This is a genomic window from Roseibium sp. Sym1 (assembly GCF_027359675.1).
In the GTDB taxonomy this organism is placed as follows: Bacteria; Pseudomonadota; Alphaproteobacteria; order Rhizobiales; family Stappiaceae; genus Roseibium.
In genome coordinates this window covers 6,081,605-6,105,512 of record NZ_CP114786.1, presented here as the reverse complement: position 1 = coordinate 6,105,512, position 23,908 = coordinate 6,081,605, and the positions used below count along the sequence as shown (strand labels likewise).

Sequence of the window (23,908 nt, the reverse complement as noted above, 5' to 3'; positions counted from 1 at the left end):
GTAGCCCAGGTGAAGAAGTCCGAGGCCGGTAAAAACAATCAATTCCAATTGTCTCTGAGATTGCCAATTCTTAAGCAAAGTTCCGATCTGTCCTGTTGTCTGGGAGAATTGATACGAGATTTAGCGGTTCAGCTGCGAGCCTCGCTTGCAGAGTTTGAGTAGTGACGGAAAAACAGCCAGCTTGCGATTGATGTGACGAGCCGGCTTGCGGCCAACGCGATCGCAGCCATTTCGGCCTGTCCAGCCATGGCCGCCAAAAGGACCAGGAATGTAAGCGCACCGGTCGTTTCGGCATGAAAAACCCGGTTTGCGCGTCCAAGCGCGAAGAGACCGAACTGGAAAGGCAGTGCCATCGTCGTGGGAATGGCCGCGATGATGCACCATTGGATCGCCGGGATCGCGGCGATGTAGTCCAAGCCGAACACGAAGCCGACAAATGACTTGTCGATGCACGCGAACACCAGCGCGGCCAAGGTCGTCAAACCGCCCATTCCCGCCGCCCAGAATGTTGTCTGCCTGCCCAGGCTTCTCAAGTGACCATGCTCGACGGCGCGGCACTGCTCTGCGTAAAGGGTGAAGGCGAGAGGGTCGGCGTAGATCCGGACCGCCTGGCTGATCTTGACTGCAAGGCCAAACAGGCCGGCCATGGCGACGCTTCCGAAAACACCGACGATCGGCGTTGCGAAATCGAATGCCAATTGTGGCAGGCCGGTGAGGGCCCCGGCGCGCAGGAGCGGGAGAAACTCCGGATGATCTTCGGCGAAGTCCTTGCGCGTGGATCGGCTGTGAGCGAGCGCGCCATGTGTTTTGCTGGCGCGGCCCAGCAGCACGAGCCCCCCGGCAACGGGAACAAGCTGCCAAACGAAAAACGAGCCAAGAACACCTGGGTAACCACCGCCGAGCGACCATGTGGCGTAGAGCAAGGCGGTCTTCAGGGCGGCCCCCAGAAAGACCAAGAGGTACAGCGCCACGTGATGACCGAATGCCCGCGGCAAGGCGACTGCGAGAACCTGCGGCTTGATGGGGTTTACAAGCACGGTCATCATGACCAGGACGAACATGACGGGATTATCGCCGGAAACAAGGAAATGCGCAGCAGCGGCTCCGGCTGCAAGAGCGAACGCCAGCAACAAGCCGTCGCACGCCACTCCCAAATCGAGGATGAACCTCAGATCCTTGGGTTTGCCTTGGTCTAGCGCCCGGGTGGCTGAGCGCATGGCAACATTCGACAGGTTATAGGTCCCGATCCGGACCAGCCCCGCGCCGATCATGAGCGAGATGAGAAAGACGCCCATCTCCTCGGTGTTCAGGATGCGGGCAACGAGCAGAAACGACAGCAAGTCGAGGCCTGACGCCGCGCCATTCGCCAGGGTTGAAATTCCAGCTCCCTTTATAAAAGTGCTGCTCAAGAATGTGAAAGCGCGCAAACAGGATGCTCCGGTTGGCTTTGGCCAAACTATAAATACTTGCGGGGCATCTGTTTTCCCCAATCGGCTTTGACAAAGTGATACAGGCCCAAAAATCCATCCAGGTCCAGCGTCTGGACCTCCCTTACCATGTCTTTGGTGGAATTTTTGAGTTTTTGACCGGAGGTCCGGCTCAAAGTTCACTGCGGGATCAACAAGTTGACGGGCTCCGGTTCGTTACCCTGACGCCACGCAGGGCGTCTCACGCTACAGCCGTTGGCGCGAGGGTCTGTGGCAGCACTGCAAAATGCAGGTGTTTCGGTCCCGCGTGTCTCAGGTTTCAGCTCTCCAGCAAAACCCGTATCAGTTCGGCCTGACGTTTGACGCCGGTCTTTTCAAAGATGCGCATCAGATGGGTTCTGGCCGTGTTGATCGAAATCCCGCAGCGGCCGGCCGCCGCTTCGCGGCCGTCGCCCTTGAGCATTTCGATCGCAAGCCTCGCTTCGGCCGGCGTGAGGTCGAAACGGTTTTTCAAGTCGTCCACTTCATCGACCTTGCCGTGACAGGGATCGCGAAGCAGAAGCATGGCTGCCGCCCGCACACCGTACGGATTTCCGGTGAGTGCCTGATACGGCAAGACTTCGATCGTGAGGGCCGGCTGACCGTGGCCGCGCTTGACTTGTATGGGGTCGCCGCATGGCCTTTCCGGCCCGGGGCCGGCGCAGGACAGTATCGCGGATTTAAGCTGGTTGTCGGCCTTGGCGTCCCTCACATGAAGGACACCGTTCCTGGTTTCCATCTCGGACTGCGTGGCCAGCAGCCGCTCGGCCGCGTCATCCGCATACAGACACCGTCTCTTGGCATCGACCAAAATCAATCCCGCATGATCGGGCCTGAGACTGTTCCCGTTCAGGAACTGTTCGAATTCCAGCTGGTGCAGCTTGCGCGCAATCGACACGGCCCGTTGCAGATGAGGCACCACTGTCCGGCTCCTGAATAGGGTCTGTGCGTCGATTTCGTCCTTTTGGGGCGATGTCTGCAGGACGAATGTGCTGAGCGCGTTCCGGTCTCGAAACAGGGTCGTGGTCACCCCTTGGTTGCCGTAACCCGTGAACCGCCGGAATTCATTGTAGAATGCGCTGGCAAAATACGCGTTTCGGTCGGTGTCGGCGACGGAGACGAACCTGCCCGGCGGAGCCTTGGCAGCCAGCGCCGAAATGGGATCGAAACGCCACCAGTGCTTTTTGTAGGCGGCCAGGGACTCCGGATTGGCACCAGGCGTGATCACCGACGAATAGTTGATATCGGGATCGATGGTAACGAGCGCAGCATTCGCACCACCGCAAAAACTGGCAATTCTCGACAGAAGTTCGTTCCACTGATCGGGGATCAGGGTCGCTTCATAGATCTCGCCGACTATCTCCAGGGCGGAATAGTGTTTCATTGCTCAACCGGTTCCGCTGCACTTGGCATTCCTGCTTCGTGATAGGAAATAACGGTGCACGGCGCTTACCCCACGTGGGGTAATCTGGGCTGAAAGGGGGACCTAGCCGACGATATCGGCAACAGCGCCGATGACCCGGTCCGGGGCCTGGTAGAGGACGAACTGTCCGGCATCCTCGATCGGACGCAGGCTGATTTCCGCACGTTCACCGGCGATTTCGGTCAGCAAGTCAAGCGGCGTTACCGGATCCTGGACACCGTGAACGAACAGCATGGTGCGCGGTGCGCGCTGTTCCAGCCAGTGGGACCAGTCGGACGCCGCCAGGGCGGCGTCGATTTCATAGGCGCCGGTTCCCTGTTGAAAGACCCGGCGAAAGTCGTTCAGGAAGATTTCCCTGTTGTCGGGAGCGGAAACCACGTCCCGGTCAAAGTCGGCACCCGCGTAGAGATTGTCGAAAAGGACCTCGATCCGGTTTTCAACGAGAAGGCCGAACGTCCCCCTGACGAGCAGTGAAAGGGCCTTGGGGAAATAGCGTGCGGTGTAAGCGAACAGCCGGGGCCATGCGGGCAGATGATCGATGTGCTTGCGTTTGAGAAACGGCGGAAACCCGGCAATGGCCATGGCATCTTTGATCCGGCCCGGCAGCAGGGCCGCGCTTGCTGCGGCATAAACGGCGGCAGACATGTGCCCGATCGTAACCGTTTTCTCGATGCCGAGCGTGTCGAGGAGAAAGGTCAGATCGGCCGCAAAGGCCTGTTCCGGCGTTTCGGTCTGTTCCGCATATATGGTGGAACCGGCGAAACCGGCTCGCAGTGGACAGATCAGCTTGATCCCATGCCGGTCCAGGGCGTCCAGAACGGGTGCGGGCATGCTCGTTCCAGAAAACATGTTGTGCAGAAACACCACCGGACGCCCCGTCGGCGGACCGTGGATGTCCACCTGCATTTGTCGCTTTTGGGGAAGAGTGAGGGTCAGACTTCCCATGGGGGCAGGATCGTCCGGCCGGCCCAGAACGGGAATGGCGAGTTCGGGTGTGACCAGCGCAATGGCCGCGAACAGACGAACGAGATCGAGTTGCGAGCTGACACCTGTCTTCGACAGCAGGGATTTCGCCTGTGTGCGCACGGTTTCGATGGAGCGCTGGCGTCTTTGCGCCAGATCGGCCAGGCTTTGCCCCTTGACGAGTGTCTTGAGAATGTCCTGTTCCGTGTTGGACAGCCCGAACGCCTCCGCGATCGCGGCGCCCGCGGCTTCGGACCAGTCGAACTCAAGCCGGCTGAGCCGTGCGATCGCGCCGCTTTCACCCGTCCCGACTGCGGACAGCGCCCAGAGGGTCCGTTGGTTGTCCGCCTGGTAGAAGGGGACAATGCAGGACACGCCTTCCAGATGGACCGTGGCTATCTGTTTCAGGCTTTCCTTGAGAGCGAGTTCGGCATCCGCATCTGTCGGCACCGAGAAAACGCTCCGGCCGGGCGCAAACGGCCAATCCGGTTCATTCTTGACCTGGATGGACAGGATTGTTCCCGCCCGGTCCAGCAGGACAAAATCGCTGCTTCCACCCGTGCCTTGCGCCTTGAAATCATCTTGCCGCCAAAGGCGCATGAAGGCATTGGCGGCCTGTTCGAAATGCTGCTCGGCATCGACGAGATCGAGCACCTGGTCCTTACCGCCGGCGGCGCCGCGCGCGTGCGGCCGGGGGGCTAGTGACTTGTCATAGATGGCCGAGAGTTCATTGATGAAATGTTCGATTTTGGCCGGGTCGGAAATGGTTTCGCAGGCGAGGCTGACAATCTGTTGCTTCTTTTCAATTTGCAAGAAAAGCACTCCCCCGCCTGTTGCAAAGGCATCGTCTACATGGTCGCCCGCGATATCCAGCCTCGAACATGTGCCTGAAATCCCGTTCATGGTAATGAAATGACTATCGCACAAAGCTTGTGCGCGCAGAAGCCACGCCAGGGTTGCACTGGCCTGAGCATTGGTGACGTTCAGGGCATTGCTTCGGCCAAGGAGCCGGTTCCGTCTGGTTCCGGGGCGGTCATCGGGCGGTCGCCCCCCAAGTCGATAGGCCCCGGGAGAAGGCCCGCGCCCCATTTGGGTGTGGGCATCGTCAAGCGGGGTGCAGCTTCAATGAGCTGCGTCGTCGTGCCCTCAAGGCTGTTGCTTTTGATCCCGTAGATCGTTTGTGAGAGGAAACCGCTCTCGCGCCCCACCCGGTATTTGGTGTGATTTTCCATGCCGGCTGACAGGGGCGTGGTGCCATCGGCCTCCACCGTGTCATGAACGATGCCGCTCAATGTTTGGAGACGGGCGCGCATGATGGTGTGGGGTCGGGACGGCTTGGTCGGGCGGCTTAGCATCGTCGGATCTTCTGGCCGCTGACGCCCGGGTCTTGCCGGCAAACATCAACACCGCGGCAAACGCCAGGCCGGCGATCAGGATGATTGCGCCCAGAACCGGCCGGTAGACAATCCACGAAATTCCGATGACGGCCGGAGCAAGCACACAGGTGAGTGCCAGGGATGCAAGCCCGATGGCGAAACGGAAAACATCGCCAAGAACCGGAAGGATTTTGCCGATGGCACCCAGGATCGAGAACATCAGCGTGAAGCCTGCGAAGATGGCCAATGTGCCGCACCCGCGTATCATCCAGGTCTTCGCGGTATTGGCACTCTTGACGTTCTCGAACATTTCGGCGGCTGTCTGCCGACCGGCGGCAGTCAGAAAAATCTCGTTGCCGCCGGCGGTCTTGTAGACGCGCAAGCTTCCGTCGTTCTGCAGTCCGACAACGCTGGCGTCACCGGCGACAGAGGCGACCAGGGTGATCTTCAGGTCGCCGATGGCAGGCGTGGCAGGATTGTTGCCGACATATAGGGTTCCTGCCGAATTCAGGACACGATCGTTGTCACCAAGGAATTGTTTCACCCTGGCTGCAGCGACACTGTCCGGCAGCAGCTTTTGTGCTGTTCCCAATCCGGCCAGCGTGTATCCCTTGAAGCGGAAACCGCCAATGGCTGCGCTTTCGGAAAACGACACCTTCCGGGTGATGGAAAAATCCGGGTTCTCATGTCCGTCGGGCTTTCTGAAGGTCTTGCTGTCGATCGGGTCGGAAGACCATTCCCTCGTATAGCTGTAGACGGTCACCTTTCGCGTGTCGCCGCCGATCTTGTTCCTCGTTTCGCGCCTGCTTTCTTCCTTCCACTGGTACATCTCGACCTGGCGCAGGATACCGATCGTGTTGACCGGAAGTTCCAGTTTGCCGAAAAGCGGGTCAACGGGAGGGGACAGGACTTTCACCGGACCGCTGATGTGAACCAGCCGCCCGTCCAGAGCGGGATCAACTTGCGGCGGATCGACCGAGATGACGGCGTCCGCGCCTTCGTTGAGGGTCCACTCGAGCCGCACCGCCCACCCTTCGTTCCGGACGAGCGCCACACTCGCCACAGCCACCAGGAGGAAGCCTGCCGCGATCCCGCCTAATGCAAGGACGATGCGTCCGGACCAGGACGTGGAGGTCGTTTGCCTGAAAAGGCCGGCCATGGAAGAACTCTCCGGCAAGCTGCGCGGTCACTTGTAGACATTCAGGCGGTTGCCATCGCCGAGGACCTTCCAATCGAACATCGGCATTTGAACCGTCCTTTCCGTACTGCCCGGGCAAAAACTAGGGTCAGGGAAACAGCCGCGCATGCGACGTTCGTGTGATGTGCGGCGGTTTCGGCTCACTTATCGTTCGCCGGGTCGCGTGTTCCGCGAACCGGCCTGGATGAAACAACGCTGTTTTCAGAGATCGAAAAAGTGACACTCTTTACGCGTTTTGACGGACGAATTTCGAGGCGCGGTTTTTGGCTGAGTTTCCTTGCAATGGCAGTGGCGGGAAATGTTGCCGCGCTTTTGCTGCTCGCCGCCGCCGAGCGGACGCGGTCCGGGCTGACCTGAGGAGGAGAACGCGGAATGTTTGTCTATCTGCCGACGAGTGGGAACTGGCTGCTGCGTACGCGCAACGGCAAGCGGGAGGCCTCATGGCGCATGTGGCTTCTCATCTTCCTGCTGCCAGCAGGCTTTCTGTGCGCCACCGGGTATCTGGTGTTCCAGAGCCTTTATCTGGACGCCGCGGCCACCCGGACCACCGGTGAAGTGGTGCGGATCTACGAACGGCAGGACTGGACGCCGTGGGACGGAGACACGATGACCTACAGCCCCGTGTTCCGGTATCAGTTCTCCGATGGGTCCATGACCGAGGCAAGTACCGGGCTTTCTTCTCCGAACTGGAATTTTCCGGTCGGTTCGACGCACGAGATCCTGTTCTTTCCGGCAAGAAAAGGCGATGTGAAACTCGACAATTTCGAGACGCTTTGGGCCGCGCCGCTCATAATCGCAATCATCGCTCTGCTTGCATTGATCCCGTCGGCGGTTGCCGCCTTGTTCCTGTTGCGTTGGCTGAAGGGCGGCAGGGGCGAGGCAACTGCCGGTGCCTGAGCTGCTCCGGAAGGCCCGTTTCACCTCATACCGGTCTCGACAGACAGGACCCCGGTTCCATCACACGAACGTCTCACGCCAGGACATTCGCGATCTCCTAACACTGGAAACGGGGGCGCGAGACAAGGATGACCTGGAATGCGAACTTGTTCCATTGCACTGGCTTTGGCCATGCTTTCAACGGTTGCTGACGCCGGTCCGGCATTTGCCTGGGATTTAATCGGCAGCAAAGTGGTGACCGACCGTGTTGATCGGGACGTGATCCAGATGCCCGGACCTGGCCGTTTCAAGCAAATCAGAATCTGCGTCTATCGCAATCCGGTGCGTATATACGACGTCGATGTGCGGTTCGCCAATGGCGGGCACCAGGACATCAAGCTCGCCAGGCGGATCAACGCCGGGCGCTGTTCCCGTGCGATCGATCTCAAGGGACCAAGGCGCGACATCGCCTTCATCAAATTCATCTATGAGGAAACGAGCCTCAAGCTGAGACGGGCGACCGTCCGGGTGTTCGGTCGCTAACCAATTGTTGTGGCGGCTCTTTCATTCCGCGCGACATCACACGGACGTCGCACGCCGAACCGCCACCCCCATTCTAGAAATTCGCGTTGTGGATCGTTCGTTATCGAATCGGGAGCGGATCCGAAAGCCTGTCTACGAGGAATGCAATGGTTCCGGCATATTTGAAAAACACTTATTACCGCGATGTCACCACCGGCCGCTCTTTTCAGCATGGCCTGAAGCACCTGCTGGCAACGACGGCGCTGACAATGATGGTGCCGCATTTTGCTCAGGCACAGGTCGTGATCGACGGCAGCACCGAAACGGTTGATGGCGGCGGTGGCGGAACACAGGCGAGCCCCTGGAACGTGGGTGATGCCCTGACGGTCGGGGACACGGGGACCGGTGCCCTTGAAGTGTCCAATGGCGGCGTTGTGACAAGTGGAGAGGGACGGCTGGGCAACGCGTCGACCGGCGACGGGACGGTCTCGGTTGACGGTGCCGGGACAGACTGGTCTCTCAGCGGTCAGCTCTTTGTCGGGTACGAAGGCACCGGGGCGATGACCATATCCGCCAGCGGGACGGTGTCCTCGACATCGGCTTCCACCATTGCCTTTGGCACGGATTCCACGGGCACCCTGACGGTGACGAATTCGGGGACCTTGAATACGGTCGGCGCCCTTTATGTCTCCGAAGGGGGAACCGGTTACCTGACGGTCTCGGCAGGCGGCACCGTCAGCGTGACGAACACGGGTGCACAGATCCGTATCGCCAATGACGCGGGGTCCTACGGCGAGGCCACGGTGACCGGCTCCGGATCGAGCCTTGAGGCCGCCACCAACGGCACGCTGTTTGCCGGTTACTCCGGAACCGGCGTGCTGAACATCCAGGACATGGCGAACGTGGAAGCCGATGGCGGATATATCGGCTACTACGGCACGGCCGTCGGAACCGTCAATGTTGACACGGGCGGCAGTGTCAACCTGGCCTCGACAGGCACTGATCTCACCATCGGATATCAGGCCGGCAGCGAGGGGACGCTGAACATCGACGACGGAACCGTCGATGTCGGAGACTTGACCACGCTTGGTGATTTGAGCGGATCGAACGGCACACTCAACGTCAGCGGCGGGAGTGGCCAATTCGAAACCCGCCGGTTTTACGTGGGCGATGCAGGCACCGGCGTGGTCGATATTTCCGGTGGCGCGAGTGCCGAGGCCGAAGTGATCATGACCGTCGGCGTCCAGGCCGGCAGCATGGGCACGGTCATCAATGACAATGGTTCTCTCATCGTCGGGTCCACATTCACCATAGGAGATGCGGGTACCGGGTCGGTTACGATCCGGAACGGCGGCGACCTCAGCGTCACCGGTTACACATATGTGGGCGATGATGGCACTGGAACACTCACCCTCTCCGACGGTGCCACTGCCACCCTGGCCGACGAACTTCTCATTGGAGACGGGACGAGCGGCGACGGTACCGTCACGGTCGACAACGCCCAGCTGGACGCCGGCAACATTCTTGTCGGCAATGAAGGGACCGGCACGATGACCATTTCCGGCGGCGGCACCGTCAATGCGGAAGATGTGGTCATCGGCAACGCCGCGGCTTCGAACGGCACCATGACTGTCACGGAAACCGGCAGCAATCTGAACCTGTCGGTCGAGCTGAACGTGGGTCTGGACGGCACCGGCACGCTCAACGTGACAGATGGCGGCGGCATAAACCTGTCCGACTGGATTCGTCTCGGCACCGGGACGACGGGCGTGGGCAGCATGACGGTCGACGGTGCCGGCAGCCAAATCACCAATACGGCCGATACCATCGTTGGCGACGACGGCGAGGGCAGTCTTGCGCTGTCAGACGGCGCACAGTTTTCCGGCGATGGCGAGCTTTACATCGGATACGCGGCCACCAGCACAGGTACGCTTTCGATAAAAAGCGGTGCGCAGCTGTCCGTCGACACTGCCTACATGGGCTGGATTGCAGGCTCGTCGGCGAGTGCGACCGTGGACGGCACCGGATCGTCGTGGACCAACACATATGATCTCTATGTCGGACACCAGGGCACGGGCGACCTGACCGTTTCGAACGGTGCCTCGGTCAGCAACGCCGTGGCCTATATCGGGTATGACAGCAGTGCTGTTGGCACGGTCGCTGTCGACGGCAGCGGCTCGAGCTGGATGAACGGATCCAACGTCTATGTCGGCGAGAACGGCAGCGGGACGCTGACGATATCAAATGGCGGCGACGTCTCGGTCGGCGGCCCGGGCACACTCGTCCTGGGCAACCTTGCCGGGAGCACCGGCACGCTGAATATCGGTGCGGCGTCCGGCGATCCGGCCGTCGGGGCCGGCACGCTCGATGCCGCCATGGTCGAGTTTGGAGCCGGCACCGGCCTGATTGTCTTCAATCACACGGACACGGACTACCAATTCGATGCGGAGATTTCCGGTCCCGGAAACGTCATGGTCTATGGCGGCGAAACGGTCCTGACCGCCGACAACACCTATACCGGCGCGACCGGTGTCCATGACGGACTGCTGACGGTCAACGGCAGCATCACCGGAACGGTGACACTTCTGGGCGGTGCGCTGGGCGGCTCCGGAACGGTGGGCAACGTCGCGGTGCAGTCCGGCAGCTCGCTGGCTCCGGGCAATTCGGTCGGGACCCTGAACGTGGCCGGCATGATGTTCGGCTCCGGTGCGTCTTATGACGTGGAACTGAATGACGGCGGCTTTGTCGCCGGTACCAACAACGACCTTGTCAATGCCAGCGGAGCGGTCGTCATCGCCGGTGGCACGGTCAATGTCCTTCCTGAAAACGGTACCGACACCGGCTCCACCTATGAAGAGGGCACCTATACCATCATCACGGCCGCGGGCGGTTTGAGCGGCACCTTTGACAGTGTCAGCGAAAGCTTTGTTTTCCTTGATTTCGCCTTGGGCTACGACAGCAACAACGTCTACCTGAACTCGGAAAAAGTGGTTTTCTTCACCGATATTACCGAGACCGCCAACCAGACGGCGGTCGCCGCGGCGCAAGAAGCGCTTGGCAGCGGCACGACGGTCTATGACGCCCTTACGGGGCTTGTCGGCGACGACAGCGCGGCCCGCGCCGCCTTCGACGCACTGTCCGGCGAACTCCACCCGTCCGCGCGCACGGCGCTTATCGAGGACAGCCGCCAGATCCGCGAAACGGTCAACGCCCGGGTGCGCAGGGCCTTCGACAATCTGGTGCCTGCGGGCATAGCCACCCACTCGGGCGGCAACACTCCGGATACAGGATCAGGGGGCGGACGCTACGCGCTTTGGGGCCATGCCTATGGAGCGGTCGGCACGCAGGATGGTGACGGCAACGCGGCTGCCCTGGATCGCACGGTCGGCGGGATCCTGTTCGGCGCGGATCATGAAATCGGCGATGCCGTCAGGGTCGGTTTGCTGGCCGGGTACAGCCGCGCCAACCTCGACGTGGATGCGCGCAACTCATCGGGATCGGTCGACGGGTATCATCTCGGTGTTTACGGCGGCACCCGGCTGGGCGCCATCGGCCTGCGCGGCGGAAGCGTCTACACCTGGAACAGGCTCGACACCGACCGCACGGTTGCCTTCACCGGGTTCAATGAGACACTGGGCGCCACCTATGATGCCCAGACCTTCCAGGCATTCGCCGAGGCGGGATATGACATTGATCTGGGCAGGGCGCGGCTGGAGCCCTATGCGGGGCTGGCCTATGTGCACCTGCAAACCGATGGTTTCACCGAAACCGGCGGATCAGCGGCGCTCAGCGTTTCCGGCAGCACGACCGGCACCGCTTTCACGACTCTCGGGTTGCGCGGCGAGACCGATGTGACCTTCGGTCCTTCAATAACGGCGCGTCTGGGCGGGGGACTTACCTGGTATCATGCCTTCGGCGATCTGGCATCGTCCACGCAGATGGCCTTTTCAGGTGGAACCCCTTTCGCCATTACCGGCGTGCCGGTTGGCCGTGATTCCGTGCTGTTGGATCTCGATGCCGACGTCCTGCTCACGCCTTCGGCCAGCGCCGGGCTGGCTTATTCGGGCCAGATCGGCGACGGGTTCGGTGAGCACGGCCTGAAGGCCAGGCTGGCGGTGTCGTTCTGATCATGACCTGTCCGTCCAGACCCCCGGTTGCGATGGCGGTGCTTGGCGCCGTCGCGATCACCGCAGCTGTTTCGAGCGCGACAACATCCGCGCTGGCCCTGCCGGGCGGGGCCAATTCCCTGCGCGAAACCCATGGCGAGTGGACCGTTTCCTGTGTCAGGCAAAAGGCCGCCACCCGTTGCGCGATGAGCCAGATGCAAGCCGACCCCAAGACCCGCAAACGGGTTCTGACAATGGAATTGCAGTTGAAAGAGGGCGGAAACGCCACGGGGGTCTTGCTCATGCCCTTCGGCCTTGCGCTCAAACCGGGGGTGGAGCTCAGGGTCGACAACCAGCAAACCGGAATGCCGTTTGCCTATTCCACCTGCCTGCCGGCCGGCTGTGTTGTCCCCTTGTCGGCGGATCCTGCCTTGCTGTCCGCGCTCAAGGCCGGAAGCAAGCTCAACATCAAGGCCGTCGCAAATGCGGACAATCAGCCACTTGCCTTCGTGCTCCCGCTCAACGGGTTTTCAGCCTCTCTGGAACGTTTGACGGAATTGGCGGACTGAAGACAGGCAGTTATCGGTACGACCGTCAAGCGAACAGCATTGCGCTCAGACCTTTCCAGCCGCGCGCTTGCCATTGATTTGGCTGCGACTTCGGTCGGCAGGACGCAGCAGAAAACCTGCCGGGAACCACGGCTTTAACCTGTGTCGCGCGTAATCTAACGCTGCGGTAACTTTGTGGCCAGATTTCCCTTCTATTATCGGTATGAGTGTGGTCCCCTTGCGTAAAACAACTTGTTCCTCTGTTTGTTTGCCGGGTGTTTCAGGGAGTATTTCGTGCGTTCGCGTGTCTGGATCGTGGTGCTTTCCCTCTTGTCGAACGCGCTCGGGCTCGCACTGCCGCTGGCCCTGATCCAGGTTTACGACCGGATCATCGCAAATCAGGCCATCGGTACGGCCCTCGTTCTCTTCTCGGCGGTCCTGATCGCCATTCTGCTCGACGGAATGGTGCGGTTCGCGCGCTCCGCCCTGTTCAGCCGGCTTGGCAGCGAGGAGGAATTCCGTCTCTCATTGAATGTCGCGCGCCGTGTGCTGGGCATGCGGCGAGAGGAACTTTCCCGCTTTGGCGCAGGGCACGTGGAAGAACTGTTCGCCTCGATTTCACGGTCCCGGGACGTGCTCGTGGGCCAGTCGCTGCTGGCAATGTTCGACGCCCCTTTCGCAGTCGCGTTCCTGGCTCTGGTCTGGTTCCTGGGAGGGGCTGTGGTTCTGGCGCCGCTGGCGGTGGTCGCCGTTGTCGGGCTTCTCGCATTCTCGGCCGCAATCGTGCATCGCAGGGCCGATACCGACCTGTTTCACGCGCGGGCCGAGCACAAGACGCTACTGGTGGCCGGAGCGCGAAACGCGGAGGTCTTTCGAACCGGCGGGCTTGCCGGAGCGTTGATGGCCCGGCTTCACGGGACTGAGCTGGCGGTGGCGGAGGCGACGGAGCGCACCGAGACGCAAACCGGTCATCTGATGGATCTTCCACAGGTTGGCAGTATCGCGGCCTCCGTCGCGATCCTGGCGATGGGGGCACTGGCAGTACTCGCGGGTGATATGACGTCGGGCGGAGTCGCTGCCTGCCTGATCCTGGGGCAGCGGGCTGTCGCGGGCCTGATCGGCATCGTGTCGGGCCTTGCCCGCCGGCGCACGGCCGCCGCCGCGGAACGGCGTTTGCGCGCAGTCCTGGGAACACAGGACGCGCCAGAGGGGCTATCGGCGACAGGTGTTCCGCTGGGACTCGATTTCAAGGACGCTGACACGCAGTTCTCCGTGGAGCCAGGGGCACTTGCCATCGTGGAATTTCAAGATGCCGCCGCCGTGAAGGCTTGTTTCCGCGCGCTCTCCGACGGTTTTGCCACAGGTGACGGTCCGGTTTTGACAGCCGCCGACGGCTCACGGGTGCGGGCGGGCGCGACACTGGTCGAAACGATGCCTCCCCTTTTCCAGGGCACGATCCTCGACAATCTTTCCGGGTTCACACCTGAAAACATCGACAGGGCGATCTCGATCACGAACGCGCTTGGGCTCGATCAGCTGCTGGCGCGGCTTTCGGGCGGCTACCAGACGCCGGTCGGAGCAGAGTTTGGAGCTCCCCTGTCTGCCGGGGCGATCAAGCGGATCGGGCTGATCCGGGCACTGAACGGCATGCCCGGATTGATCGTTCTCGAAAACCCAACTTATGCGCTGGACAAGGACGGGGTGGACCGGCTTGCCGCCTTCCTGCCGGGTCTCGGGGCGCAAACCACTGTGGTAATTCTCGCACGTGCAGGCACGCTCGACGGCTTGCCCGGTGCCGTCAGGCTTGCCCCCGGCACAGCGTCCTCCGGGAGGATCGCGGCATGAACCGGCGCGAGACATCCCGGGTCGCCAGGCCCACCCGGCAACAGGCGCACGGTCTCAGGAGCGAACAGCCGGCATTGGCGGAAAGGGAGGCGTCAACGCCTCTCGAAGAGGTCCTTCCCAAGGTCTTGGGCACGATGGGATGGCGGCGCTCGGAAGCTGTGTTTTCAAGTGCGCTGCCTGGGAACGCGGGGCTGGAGCATGTGGAGGAAGCCGCGGTTCTGCTGGAATTGCTGGATTTCGCGGCATCCGTGGAGCGCGGTTTGCCGCAAGCCTGGTCGGATGGGCTGGATGGCGCGGTGGTGGCTCTCTCTGGTGGCGAAGCCTACGCGATCGTTCGGGTGAACGGTATCGAAACCCTGCATTCCAGCGCGCCGGGACGAGATCAGGCTGCTGTCGATATCGTTGCCGCGGCAAACCGTGTGTTGCATGTGCGGATGGCCGATGGCGAACGCATGGCGGCCCTCGCGCACCGGTCGCTGATGCGGCGGCTTCGGCGCGGGATCCGGCACGGGCTGTTCCTGTCGCTGTTTATCAATGCCCTGGCGGCCCTTGTGCCGCTGTTTTCCATGGAGGTGTTCGACCGGGTGATCGGTGCGCGCGCACCGCAGTCCCTGTGGCCCCTGATCGCGGGAGGCGCGGTCGTGGTGTTTTGTGTCTGGTTGCTGCGCCGCTCGCGGGCGCGGTACCTTGCGGGGGAGCGTGCGCGGCTGTCCTCGCTCGCCGGTCTCGCCGCTGAACTGCGGCTTCTCAGGGCACCGCTGGACGCCTTGCACAGACAGTCTGTGGCGCGGCTGGATGCGCGCATCGCGGCGGCGCGGCGCTTTGCCGACCTGTTTGCCTCGGCCAATACGCCGGCCGTGTTCGACGCGCCGTTCATCCTGATCTCGTTGGTCCTGATCGCCTTCATAGGTGGCTTGCTGGTCATTGTTCCCGCCGTCTACCTGCTTCTTTTTGTCGGCGTTGCGCTGCTTGTGCACCGCCGTGCACGCGAGACAGATCCGGAACTGGCAGAGGCGGGGAGACGCCGGACCGCGATGTTGCACGAACTGGGCGCGGTACCGACCGCCCTGCGCGAGAGCGGCGTGGGGCAGGCCTGGCTCAAGAGATTTGCGGACACAGCGAAGCTTGCCGCGCGCGCGGAGCACGCGGCCGCCACACGCAGGGGTGCCGTTCAGGCACTGGGAGCGATCCTGGGCACGGGCGCGGCACTGGCAACTCTGGCTGTTGGGGTGGACCTCGCCATTGCCGGGTCGATCACGCCGGGGGCGCTGGTCGGCGCGATGATGCTGACCTGGAGGATCACGGGACCCGCGCAAGGCTTCTTCCTGGGGCTGCCGCGCCTTCAGGCGGCGCGCGCCGCGGCCGAGGGACTGGAGCGCATCATCGCCACACCCACACTTGCCACCTGCGCGGTCGCGCTGGAGCGGATGCCCGCCGATGCCCCCTCGCTTGAATGTGCAGGGGCCTGGTTCCGATACGACACAGGAAACGAAGCGGCCCTGTCCGGCGTGAATTTCCGTATGGAGCCGGGAACCGTCACGGTGGTGATGGGACCGAACGGCGCGGGCAAGACCACATTGCTGCGCCTGTTGTCCGGCGCGCTGATACCCCAGGCCGGCAATGTGCTGCTGAACGGTCTGAACCTGCGCCGCTACGATCCGGACGAGGTCGCTCTGGCGTCGCTCATTCTGCCCGCGGGAACCGAAGGAGCCTTCGACGAAGGCGGATCGAGGCACTGGAACCCCCGCAGCATCCTGGACAAGCGGATTGCCGGGATCCTGGGGGACGATGAGCGCGGAGACGACGGCCGGGCCGGAACGAATGATCCCGCGGAAGGGCCGGCTCCGCTGATCCTGCTCGACGATCCGCTTGCGGCTGCCGACCCGGAAGAACGGACCGGTTTCGAGGCCTTCGTCACGCGTGCCCGTGGCCGGTCGACGCTGGTCTTCACCACCCATGACACGTCCCTGGTTCCCCTGGCCGACAATGCCCTGGTGCTCGACCATGGCGCGGTTGTCTATTTTGGTCCGGTCGCGCGTGAAGATACTCCGGCACTGCAACTTGGAAAGGTGTGACAATGCGCAGGCATTCCGGCAACCGCTCCGTTGAAAAGCGATTTGAACTCAGTGACGGGCCGGTCGTGCGCCTTGCCCATCTGGGGTCCCTGACCGTCCTCGTCTGTTTCGGCCTGATTGTCGCCTGGATGGTGCTCACGAGCGTCGACGAGGTCGCCAAGGCCCATGGCGCGGTCCAGCCGGAGAGCCAGATGCAGCGTCTCCAGAGCGAATTCGGCGGGTCGCTCACCGAGGTGCGCGTGCGGCGAGGAGATCTGGTCGAGGCCGGAGACGTGATCGCGGTGTTCGACAAGGCCGAAATCTCCTCCGAGCTGCGTGCCGCACTCGCCAAGGGTTTTTCGCTCGAACTGGAGCGTGAACGCCTCCTGGCGCTGGTCGAGGGCCGTGAGCCCGATTTCGACGCAATACGCCGTCGTTCGATCGAGGTCGGCATCAAGCATGTCAAGGCGGATTTCCAGGGTGTCATCGGTGAGCACAATTCCGAGATCTCGGAGTTCGTCGACCTGGCTGTCAAACGTGAAATCGCCGCCTTTGAAAGCCGCCGCGCCTTTCTTGAAAACGAACACCAGGTGATTGACCGCCAGGTCGCCGGAAAGAAGGCGGACATCGCGGCGGTCGATGCCGAGGTGCCAGCGGTCGATCGTCAGCTCGCGGCCGAAAGGGACGAATTGGCGTCGCTGCGCGAGCTGCTCGACAAGGGGCTCGCCCCGAAACCACGCATCATCGCCGCGGTCGAGGCAGAAGCCGATTTCGAGTACCAGATCGCAACCCTTCAGGGGCAACGGGCGGTCCTGGAAGCGGAGCTGGACGAGCTTGGTGAACGGCGTGAAAAGATCGACCTGGATCACGCGGCCAGTGCGCGTGAACGCATAGCGGAGATCAGTGAAGAAGAGCTGGATATCGCCGAACAGCTGGTCCGTCTGCGCCGTCAGGTGGCCGCGGCACAGGTCATTGCTCCTGTGTCCGGATTCGTTCAGACGATCCCGGAAACGGTGGTTGGCCGCGTGGTCGAGCCGGGAGGTCTCGTGGCCGAGATCGTCCCACGCGGCGTCGATTTGCGGTTTTCCGCCCAGCTTGCCCCCCGCGACGTCGGGTTCGTGTCCCCGGGACAATCGGTGAACCTGAAGATCGATGCCTTCGACTTCAGCCGCTACGGTGCCCTGGCCGGGCAGGTGGTGGAGGTTTCCCCGACCACGATCGTGGATGAGCGGGGGACCGCCTATTACGAGGTCCTGGTGGAGATTCCCGAACCGTTTTATCGCGGCGATCCCGAGCGATTTGCCCTGCTGCCGGGCATGACGGGGGAAGCCGACATCCTGACAGGGCGCAAAACCGTCTTCGAATATGTCTGGAAGCCGGTTTTCACCAATCTCGACCTGGCGCTGAGCGAGCGATAGGAGGCGACGATGCCCAACGATCCTTCCGCAGACGGCGGTGGCGGAAACGCACGCGGTTCCTGGTGGCGGCGCCTGCTGGGACTTGGCGGCCACCGCGTGCCGGACGAGACGAAAGATCCCCGCCAGGTGCACTCGGAGGAGGGGTTCGGCTGGGTTGTTGATGATCTGGACCCTGACCATCAGTCTCGACCCGGCCCGGCCCTCGGTACGGGAGACCGGCAGGGCACCCTGGCACCGGGCGGCGCCGAAACATCTCGGCAATTGGCCGCAGAGGGCGGCGGCAGCGCGTCTCGGGAAGCGACGCGACAGGGAACGGCGGCCGGAGAGAACCAAGGCACGGGGTTACGAGCCGGAGCGCCGGGGCATCCAACTCCCGAAGCGGGACAGGCCGAAGGCTCGTCGCATCCGTTGGCGGGACCAGCCGTTTCGAGTGGCTCGGGGCACCCGGGGATCTTGGCCGGCTTGGGAGCCGCGCCGAACCTGACGCCCGCACATAGCCCGGGACCTGCCGCAGGGCCGCATCCTGCGGCCGGGCATGGGGACCCGGAAGCGATACCCGATACCATTCCTGAGCATGGTCCGGGACCGGACATTCAGCCGAAACCACCGGCGGGAAGTGCCGGGGCGATCCCGATACCGGACCCGACACCGGACCAGATTCCCGGTCCGGCCGTGCCGCCGAAACCGCCTGAGCCGCATGGCGACCAGGTGCCGACGCTGGGCCCGACGCCGCAGAACGTGCCGGGCTACAACGTGCCGCCGAAACCGCCGGAGCCGCATGGCGACCAGGTGCCGACGCTGGGCCCGACGCCGCAGAACGTGCCGGGCTACAACGTGCCGCCGAAACCGCCGGAGCCGCATGGCGACCAGGTGCCGACGCTGGGCCCGACGCCGCAGAACGTGCCGGGCTACAACGTGCCGCCGAAACCGCCTGAGCCGCATGGCGACCAGGTGCCGACGCTGGGCCCGACGCCGCAGAACGTGCCTGGCTACAACGTGCCGCCGAAACCGCCTGAGCCGCATGGCGACCAGGTGCCGACGCTCGGGCCGACGCCGCAGACCGTGCCTGGCTACAACGTGCCGCCGAAACCGCCTGAGCCGCATGGCGACCAGGTGCCGACGCTTGGCCCGACGCCGCAGAACGTGCCTGGCTACAACGTGCCGCCGAAACCGCCTGAGCCGCATGGCGACCAGGTGCCGACGCTGGGCCCGACGCCACAGAACGTACCGGGCTACAACGTGCCGCCGAAACCGCCTGAGCCGCATGGCGACCAGGTGCCGACGCTGGGCCCGACGCCGCAGGCCGTGCCTGGCTACAACGTGCCGCCGAAACCGCCTGAGCCGCATGGCGACCAGGTGCCGACGCTCGGCCCGACGCCACAGAACGTGCCTGGCTACAACGTGCCGCCGAAACCGCCGGAGCCGCATGGCGACCAGGTGCCGACGCTGGGCCCGACGCCGCAGAACGTGCCTGGCTACAACGTGCCGCCGAAACCGCCTGAGCCGCATGGTGACCAGGTGCCGACGCTCGGGCCGACGCCACAGACCGTGCCTGGCTACAACGTTCCGCCGAAGGTGCCGCCGACACTCGGCAATGACCAGACGCCCGATATTGTGCCGCATGTCGCACAGATCTCGGGCACCGACACCGGCACTATGACGGAAGACCGGGACGTGACCTTAGGTAACCTGACGGCGGATGGACATCTCACGATTGCCGATCCCGATGCCGGTGAAGCGGCCTTTGCGCCGGTTACGGCAGGTATCGGTGCCTATGGCACCTTCACGCTGGACACGCAGGGAAACTGGACCTACACCGCGGACAACGCACAGCTGGCCGTGCAGGCGCTGCAGGCCGGTGCAGTGCCGCTAACCGACACCCTGACCGTCACGAGTGTCGACGGCACCAAGCATGACATCATTGTCACCATCCACGGCACCAATGACGCGCCGGTGCTGAGCGCCGCGACGGCTTCAGCCACGGAGGATGGCAGTGCGGTCACGGGCCGGATGTCGGCGACGGACGTTGACAGCGGCGATACCAAGGCCTTCTCGATCGGCCAGCCGGTCGATGGCTTCACCCTGCAGGCGGACGGTTCGTGGAGTTTTGATCCGTCCCATGCCGCCTATCAGCATCTGGCTGCGGGACAGACCATGCCCGTGACCATCCCGGTGACGGTGACCGACAGCGCCGGGGCAACGGACACGGAGAACCTGGTCATCACGGTGACGGGCACCAATGATGCCCCTGTCGTGAGCGGCCCGGTGGATCTTGGCAGCGGCACTGAAGACAAGGCCGTCCCGATCACGGCGGCGCAGCTTCTGGCCCATGCCACCGACATCGATACGGGCGACCACCTGTCCGTGACGGGTCTGACCGCCAGCCACGGCACGATCAGCGGCGACGCGGCCCACGGCTTCACCTTCACGCCGGATCCGAACTACAACGGCCCGGTGGACCTGAGCTACCAGGTGACAGACGGCCATGGCGGCAGTGTTGCCCAGACCGCCTCGCTGACCCTGGGCGCGACGCCGGATGCGGCGGTGATCACGGGAGGCGATACCGGTTCGATGACGGAGGACCGGAATGTCGGGCCGTCATCGGCGCATCCGCTCGCGGTCAGCGGGAGCTTGTCCGTTCAGGATCCGGACGGCCCGTCTCAGGAGTTCTTCCAGTACAGCCGCTTTGGCGAACATGCGATCTCGGATCCTTTCGGCGGAAGTCTGCACATCGACCGCGCCGGGAACTGGGATTACGAGGTCGACAACACCCATCACGCCGTCCAGGCTCTCGCTGCGGGCGAGGAAGGCCATGCGATCTACGAGGTGCACTCGGCCGATGGCACGGCCCACCGGATCCAGATCACGATCCACGGCACCAACGACGCGCCGGTGCTGAGCGTGGCAACCGCCTCGGCGACGGAAGACGGCAGCGCGGTCACCGGCCAGATGTCGGCAACGGACGTGGATACGGGTGACACGAAAGCCTTCGCGATTGCCCAGCCGGTCGACGGCTTCACCATGCATGGCGATGGCTCGTGGAGTTTTGATCCGTCCCATGCCGCCTATCAGCATCTGGCTGCGGGACAGACCATGCCCGTGACCATCCCGGTGACGGTGACCGACAGCGCCGGGGCAACGGACACGGAGAACCTGGTCATCACGGTGACGGGCACCAATGATGCCCCTGTCGTGAGCGGCCCGGTGGATCTTGGCAGCGGCACTGAAGACAAGGCCGTCCCGATCACGGCGGCGCAGCTTCTGGCCCATGCCACCGACATCGATACGGGCGACCACCTGTCCGTGACGGGTCTGACCGCCAGCCACGGCACGATCAGCGGCGACGCGGCCCACGGCTTCACCTTCACGCCGGATCCGAACTACAACGGCCCGGTGGACCTGAGCTACCAGGTGACAGACGGCCATGGCGGCAGTGTTGCCCAGACCGCCTCGCTGACCCTGGGCGCGACGCCGGATGCGGCGGTGATCACGGGAGGCGATACCGGTTCGATGACGGAGGACCGGAATGTCGGGCCGTCATCGGCGCATCCGCTCGCGGTCAGCGGGAGCTTGTCCGTTCAGGATCCGGACGGCCCGTCTCAGGAGTTCTTCCAGTACAGCCGCTTTGGCGAACATGCGATCTCGGATCCTTTCGGCGGAAGTCTGCACATCGACCGCGCCGGGAACTGGGATTACGAGGTCGACAACACCCATCACGCCGTCCAGGCTCTCGCTGCGGGCGAGGAAGGCCATGCGATCTACGAGGTGCACTCGGCCGATGGCACGGCCCACCGGATCCAGATCACGATCCACGGCACCAACGACGCGCCGGTGCTGAGCGTGGCAACCGCCTCGGCGACGGAAGACGGCAGTGCGGTCACCGGCCAGATGTCGGCAACGGACGTGGATACGGGTGACAGCAAGGCCTTCTCGATCGGCCAGCCGGTCGATGGCTTCACCCTGCAGGCGGACGGTTCGTGGAGCTTCGATCCGTCCCATGCCGCCTATCAGCATCTGGCTGCGGGACAGACCATGCCCGTGACCATCCCGGTGACGGTCACCGACAGCGCCGGGGCGACGGACACGGAAAACCTCGTCATCACGGTGACCGGGACGAATGATGCGCCGGTGGTCAGCGGCCCGGTGAGCCTGCCCGGCGGCAAGGAAGACCAGGCAGTTTCGATCACGGCGGCGCAGCTTCTGGCCCATGCCACCGACATCGACACGGGCGACCACCTGTCCGTGACGGGTCTGACTGCCAGCCACGGCACGATTTCCGGCGACGCGGCCCACGGTTTCACCTTCACGCCTGATCCGAACTACAACGGTCCGGTGGACCTGAGCTACCAGGTCACCGACGGTCATGGCGGCAGTGTGCCCCAGACGGCCTCCCTGAGCCTGGGCGCGACGCCGGATGCGGCGGTGATCACGGGAGGCGACACCGGTTCGGTGACGGAGGACAGCACACTTGTCACCGGTGGCAAGCTGGATGTTGCCGACCCGGATCAGGGGCAGGCCGCCCTGGTGCCGCAAACCGGTGTTGCCGGTACGCATGGCACGTTCACGGTTCAGGCGGACGGAACCTGGAGCTATCAGCTCGACAATGCACAGCCGGCGGTGCAGGCGCTTCAGGCCGGCGGCACGCCGCTGACCGACACGCTGACGGTCTCGAGCATCGACGGAACCACACACGACATCACCGTTGCCATAGAAGGCACGAATGACGGCCCCCAGGTTCAGCCGGGCGATCTGGGAGCAACGCAGCAGGATCAGTCCCGAACCTTCACAGAGAGTGAACTGCTTCAACGTGTGCATGCCACGGATATCGACAGGGGAGATACGCTCACCATCGATTCTGTTTCGGTGGACCCGAAATACGGGTCTTTCGCCCGATCTGCCGGAGGAGACTGGGAATTCCGGCCCGCCGCCGGTGTCGCGCATGACGACATACCAGTCAGCATTGTGGTCCGTGACAGCGCCGGGGCGACCCGGGCAGCGCAGGCGGATCTCGACATCACGCCGGCACCGGTGGCTGCGCAGGTTCAGGGTGTCGGCACGCAGCATCTCTCTGGTACGATCGCCGGAGCTCCGGGAGGATGGGCGATTGCGACTGCGACAGGTGCAGGCGTCTTGTCGCTACAGGGGCAATACGGCACGTTGACGATCGATCCGCAGACGGGTCATTTCGATTACCACTACACTCCGGATTCCGCGGTCATCAAGCATGGCGGCACCGGTGCGGCGCCGGGGATCCACATCGACACGTTCAAGATCATGCAGCACGGCGGGACAGTGGCGGACGCGGAAGTAGAAGTGAAAATTGACGTCCAGAGCGTTCACGGCCAGAGCGGGCACCACATCGATCACACCCAGCTTCAGGGGATCACCCTTGTCCCGATTGCGCCGGTGCAGCATGACGCGCCAGGTGATGAGGCCGTCGAAGAGGTTTCCGTCCATATTCAGGCAGATGACCAGCTTGCTGATATCGGGGCAGGGCTTCCGGCAGAAAGCGAGCAACTGGCCGAAATGGCGCCGCACGCCGGCCAGGGAAGTGGAGACGGTCCGGTGGACCACTATCTCGGAGCAATTGACAGGGATGTTGCCGCGCAGGGAGACGAGCAGCCGTCCTATTCCACGGAGGCGCAGGACCCGGTTCCATCGCCAGAACAGGAACTCTCACCGTTGTCAGGAACACCGGTGACCGCAGAGGGGGGGAGCCAGGCCACCCCGGTCGATCATTATCTTGCGGCAGTCGGAGACACTGCTGAAAGCGGCGCTGCACCACAGCACGAAGCGCAAGTGGCGAGCTACCTGCAAAGCGCGGGCGTCGATCCGCAGTCGGCACCCATGCCGCCGCCGGACATGCACGCCGGGCTCCCGGATCCGACACTGACCGCCGACGGCAGTCTCCTGGGTGCCGCCGATCAGGACAGTCAAGACAACGGCAACACCCCAGCACCGGCCCCGGAAGCTGATGTGCCCGACACGGCGCCGCCACCGGACCCGCAGGACGATCAGCACCATACCTGACCGGAGCCGCGTTCACCTTTCGGGCACCCGACCGGAATTGGGATGCTCCGGGCCATGGCCTGACGTATCGCTGGCTGGAGGAA

Annotated in this window: 12 protein-coding genes; 8 read left to right on the top strand and 4 right to left on the bottom strand. The window is 63.3% G+C overall.

Translation table 11 applies throughout. The annotated features are described in order from the left end of the window. Positions 1 to 128: 128 nt before the first annotated feature. The 4 genes from O6760_RS28115 to O6760_RS28100 form a co-directional block, all read right to left on the bottom strand. On the bottom strand, positions 129 to 1,427 hold the full coding sequence (locus O6760_RS28115; protein ID WP_269582960.1) for a lipopolysaccharide biosynthesis protein: 1,299 nt from the start codon (positions 1,425 to 1,427) through the stop codon (positions 129 to 131). Between the two features lie 319 nt (positions 1,428 to 1,746). Beyond that, positions 1,747 to 2,850 (bottom strand): helix-turn-helix transcriptional regulator, encoded by a 1,104-nt coding sequence (locus O6760_RS28110; RefSeq protein ID WP_269582959.1) that lies wholly within the window; start codon positions 2,848 to 2,850, stop codon positions 1,747 to 1,749. Positions 2,851 to 2,952: 102 nt separating this feature from the next. Further along, positions 2,953 to 4,665 (bottom strand): alpha/beta fold hydrolase, encoded by a 1,713-nt coding sequence (locus O6760_RS28105; protein WP_269582958.1) that lies wholly within the window; start codon positions 4,663 to 4,665, stop codon positions 2,953 to 2,955. 459 nt (positions 4,666 to 5,124) lie between these two features. After that, complete coding sequence (locus tag O6760_RS28100) at positions 5,125 to 6,387, bottom strand: TMEM43 family protein (protein WP_269582957.1); 1,263 nt, start codon at positions 6,385 to 6,387, stop codon at positions 5,125 to 5,127. 411 nt (positions 6,388 to 6,798) lie between these two features. Here O6760_RS28100 and O6760_RS28095 point away from each other — a divergent pair, with 411 nt between their 5' ends. The 8 genes from O6760_RS28095 to O6760_RS28060 all read left to right on the top strand — a co-directional run bounded on the left by O6760_RS28095 (position 6,799) and on the right by O6760_RS28060 (position 23,825). Then, complete coding sequence (locus O6760_RS28095; RefSeq protein ID WP_269582956.1) at positions 6,799 to 7,323, top strand: DUF3592 domain-containing protein; 525 nt, start codon at positions 6,799 to 6,801, stop codon at positions 7,321 to 7,323. Between the two features lie 171 nt (positions 7,324 to 7,494). Then, a complete protein-coding gene (locus tag O6760_RS28090) occupies positions 7,495 to 7,845 on the top strand; it encodes a hypothetical protein (protein WP_269582955.1) in 351 nt (116 codons plus the stop codon). Positions 7,846 to 7,991: 146 nt separating this feature from the next. Beyond that, positions 7,992 to 11,951, top strand: a complete 3,960-nt coding sequence (locus tag O6760_RS28085; protein WP_269582954.1) for an autotransporter outer membrane beta-barrel domain-containing protein — start codon at positions 7,992 to 7,994, stop codon at positions 11,949 to 11,951. 2 nt (positions 11,952 to 11,953) lie between these two features. Then, positions 11,954 to 12,499, top strand: a complete 546-nt coding sequence (locus tag O6760_RS28080) for an invasion associated locus B family protein (RefSeq protein ID WP_269582953.1) — start codon at positions 11,954 to 11,956, stop codon at positions 12,497 to 12,499. Between the two features lie 273 nt (positions 12,500 to 12,772). Beyond that, positions 12,773 to 14,323 carry a hypothetical protein gene (locus O6760_RS28075; RefSeq protein WP_269582952.1) on the top strand — a complete coding sequence of 517 codons (1,551 nt, stop codon included), beginning with the start codon at positions 12,773 to 12,775 and terminating at the stop codon, positions 14,321 to 14,323. Continuing rightward, entirely contained in the window at positions 14,320 to 16,398 is a 2,079-nt protein-coding gene (locus O6760_RS28070; RefSeq protein WP_269582951.1) for an ATP-binding cassette domain-containing protein, read from the top strand. Before O6760_RS28075 ends, O6760_RS28070 begins: the two co-directional genes overlap by 4 nt. Positions 16,399 to 16,400: 2 nt before the next feature. Continuing rightward, positions 16,401 to 17,795, top strand: coding sequence for an HlyD family type I secretion periplasmic adaptor subunit (locus O6760_RS28065; RefSeq protein WP_269582950.1), 1,395 nt, complete (start codon positions 16,401 to 16,403; stop codon positions 17,793 to 17,795). A gap of 9 nt (positions 17,796 to 17,804) precedes the next feature. Further along, positions 17,805 to 23,825, top strand: coding sequence for a VCBS domain-containing protein (locus O6760_RS28060; RefSeq protein WP_269582949.1), 6,021 nt, complete (start codon positions 17,805 to 17,807; stop codon positions 23,823 to 23,825). Positions 23,826 to 23,908: the final 83 nt, after the last annotated feature.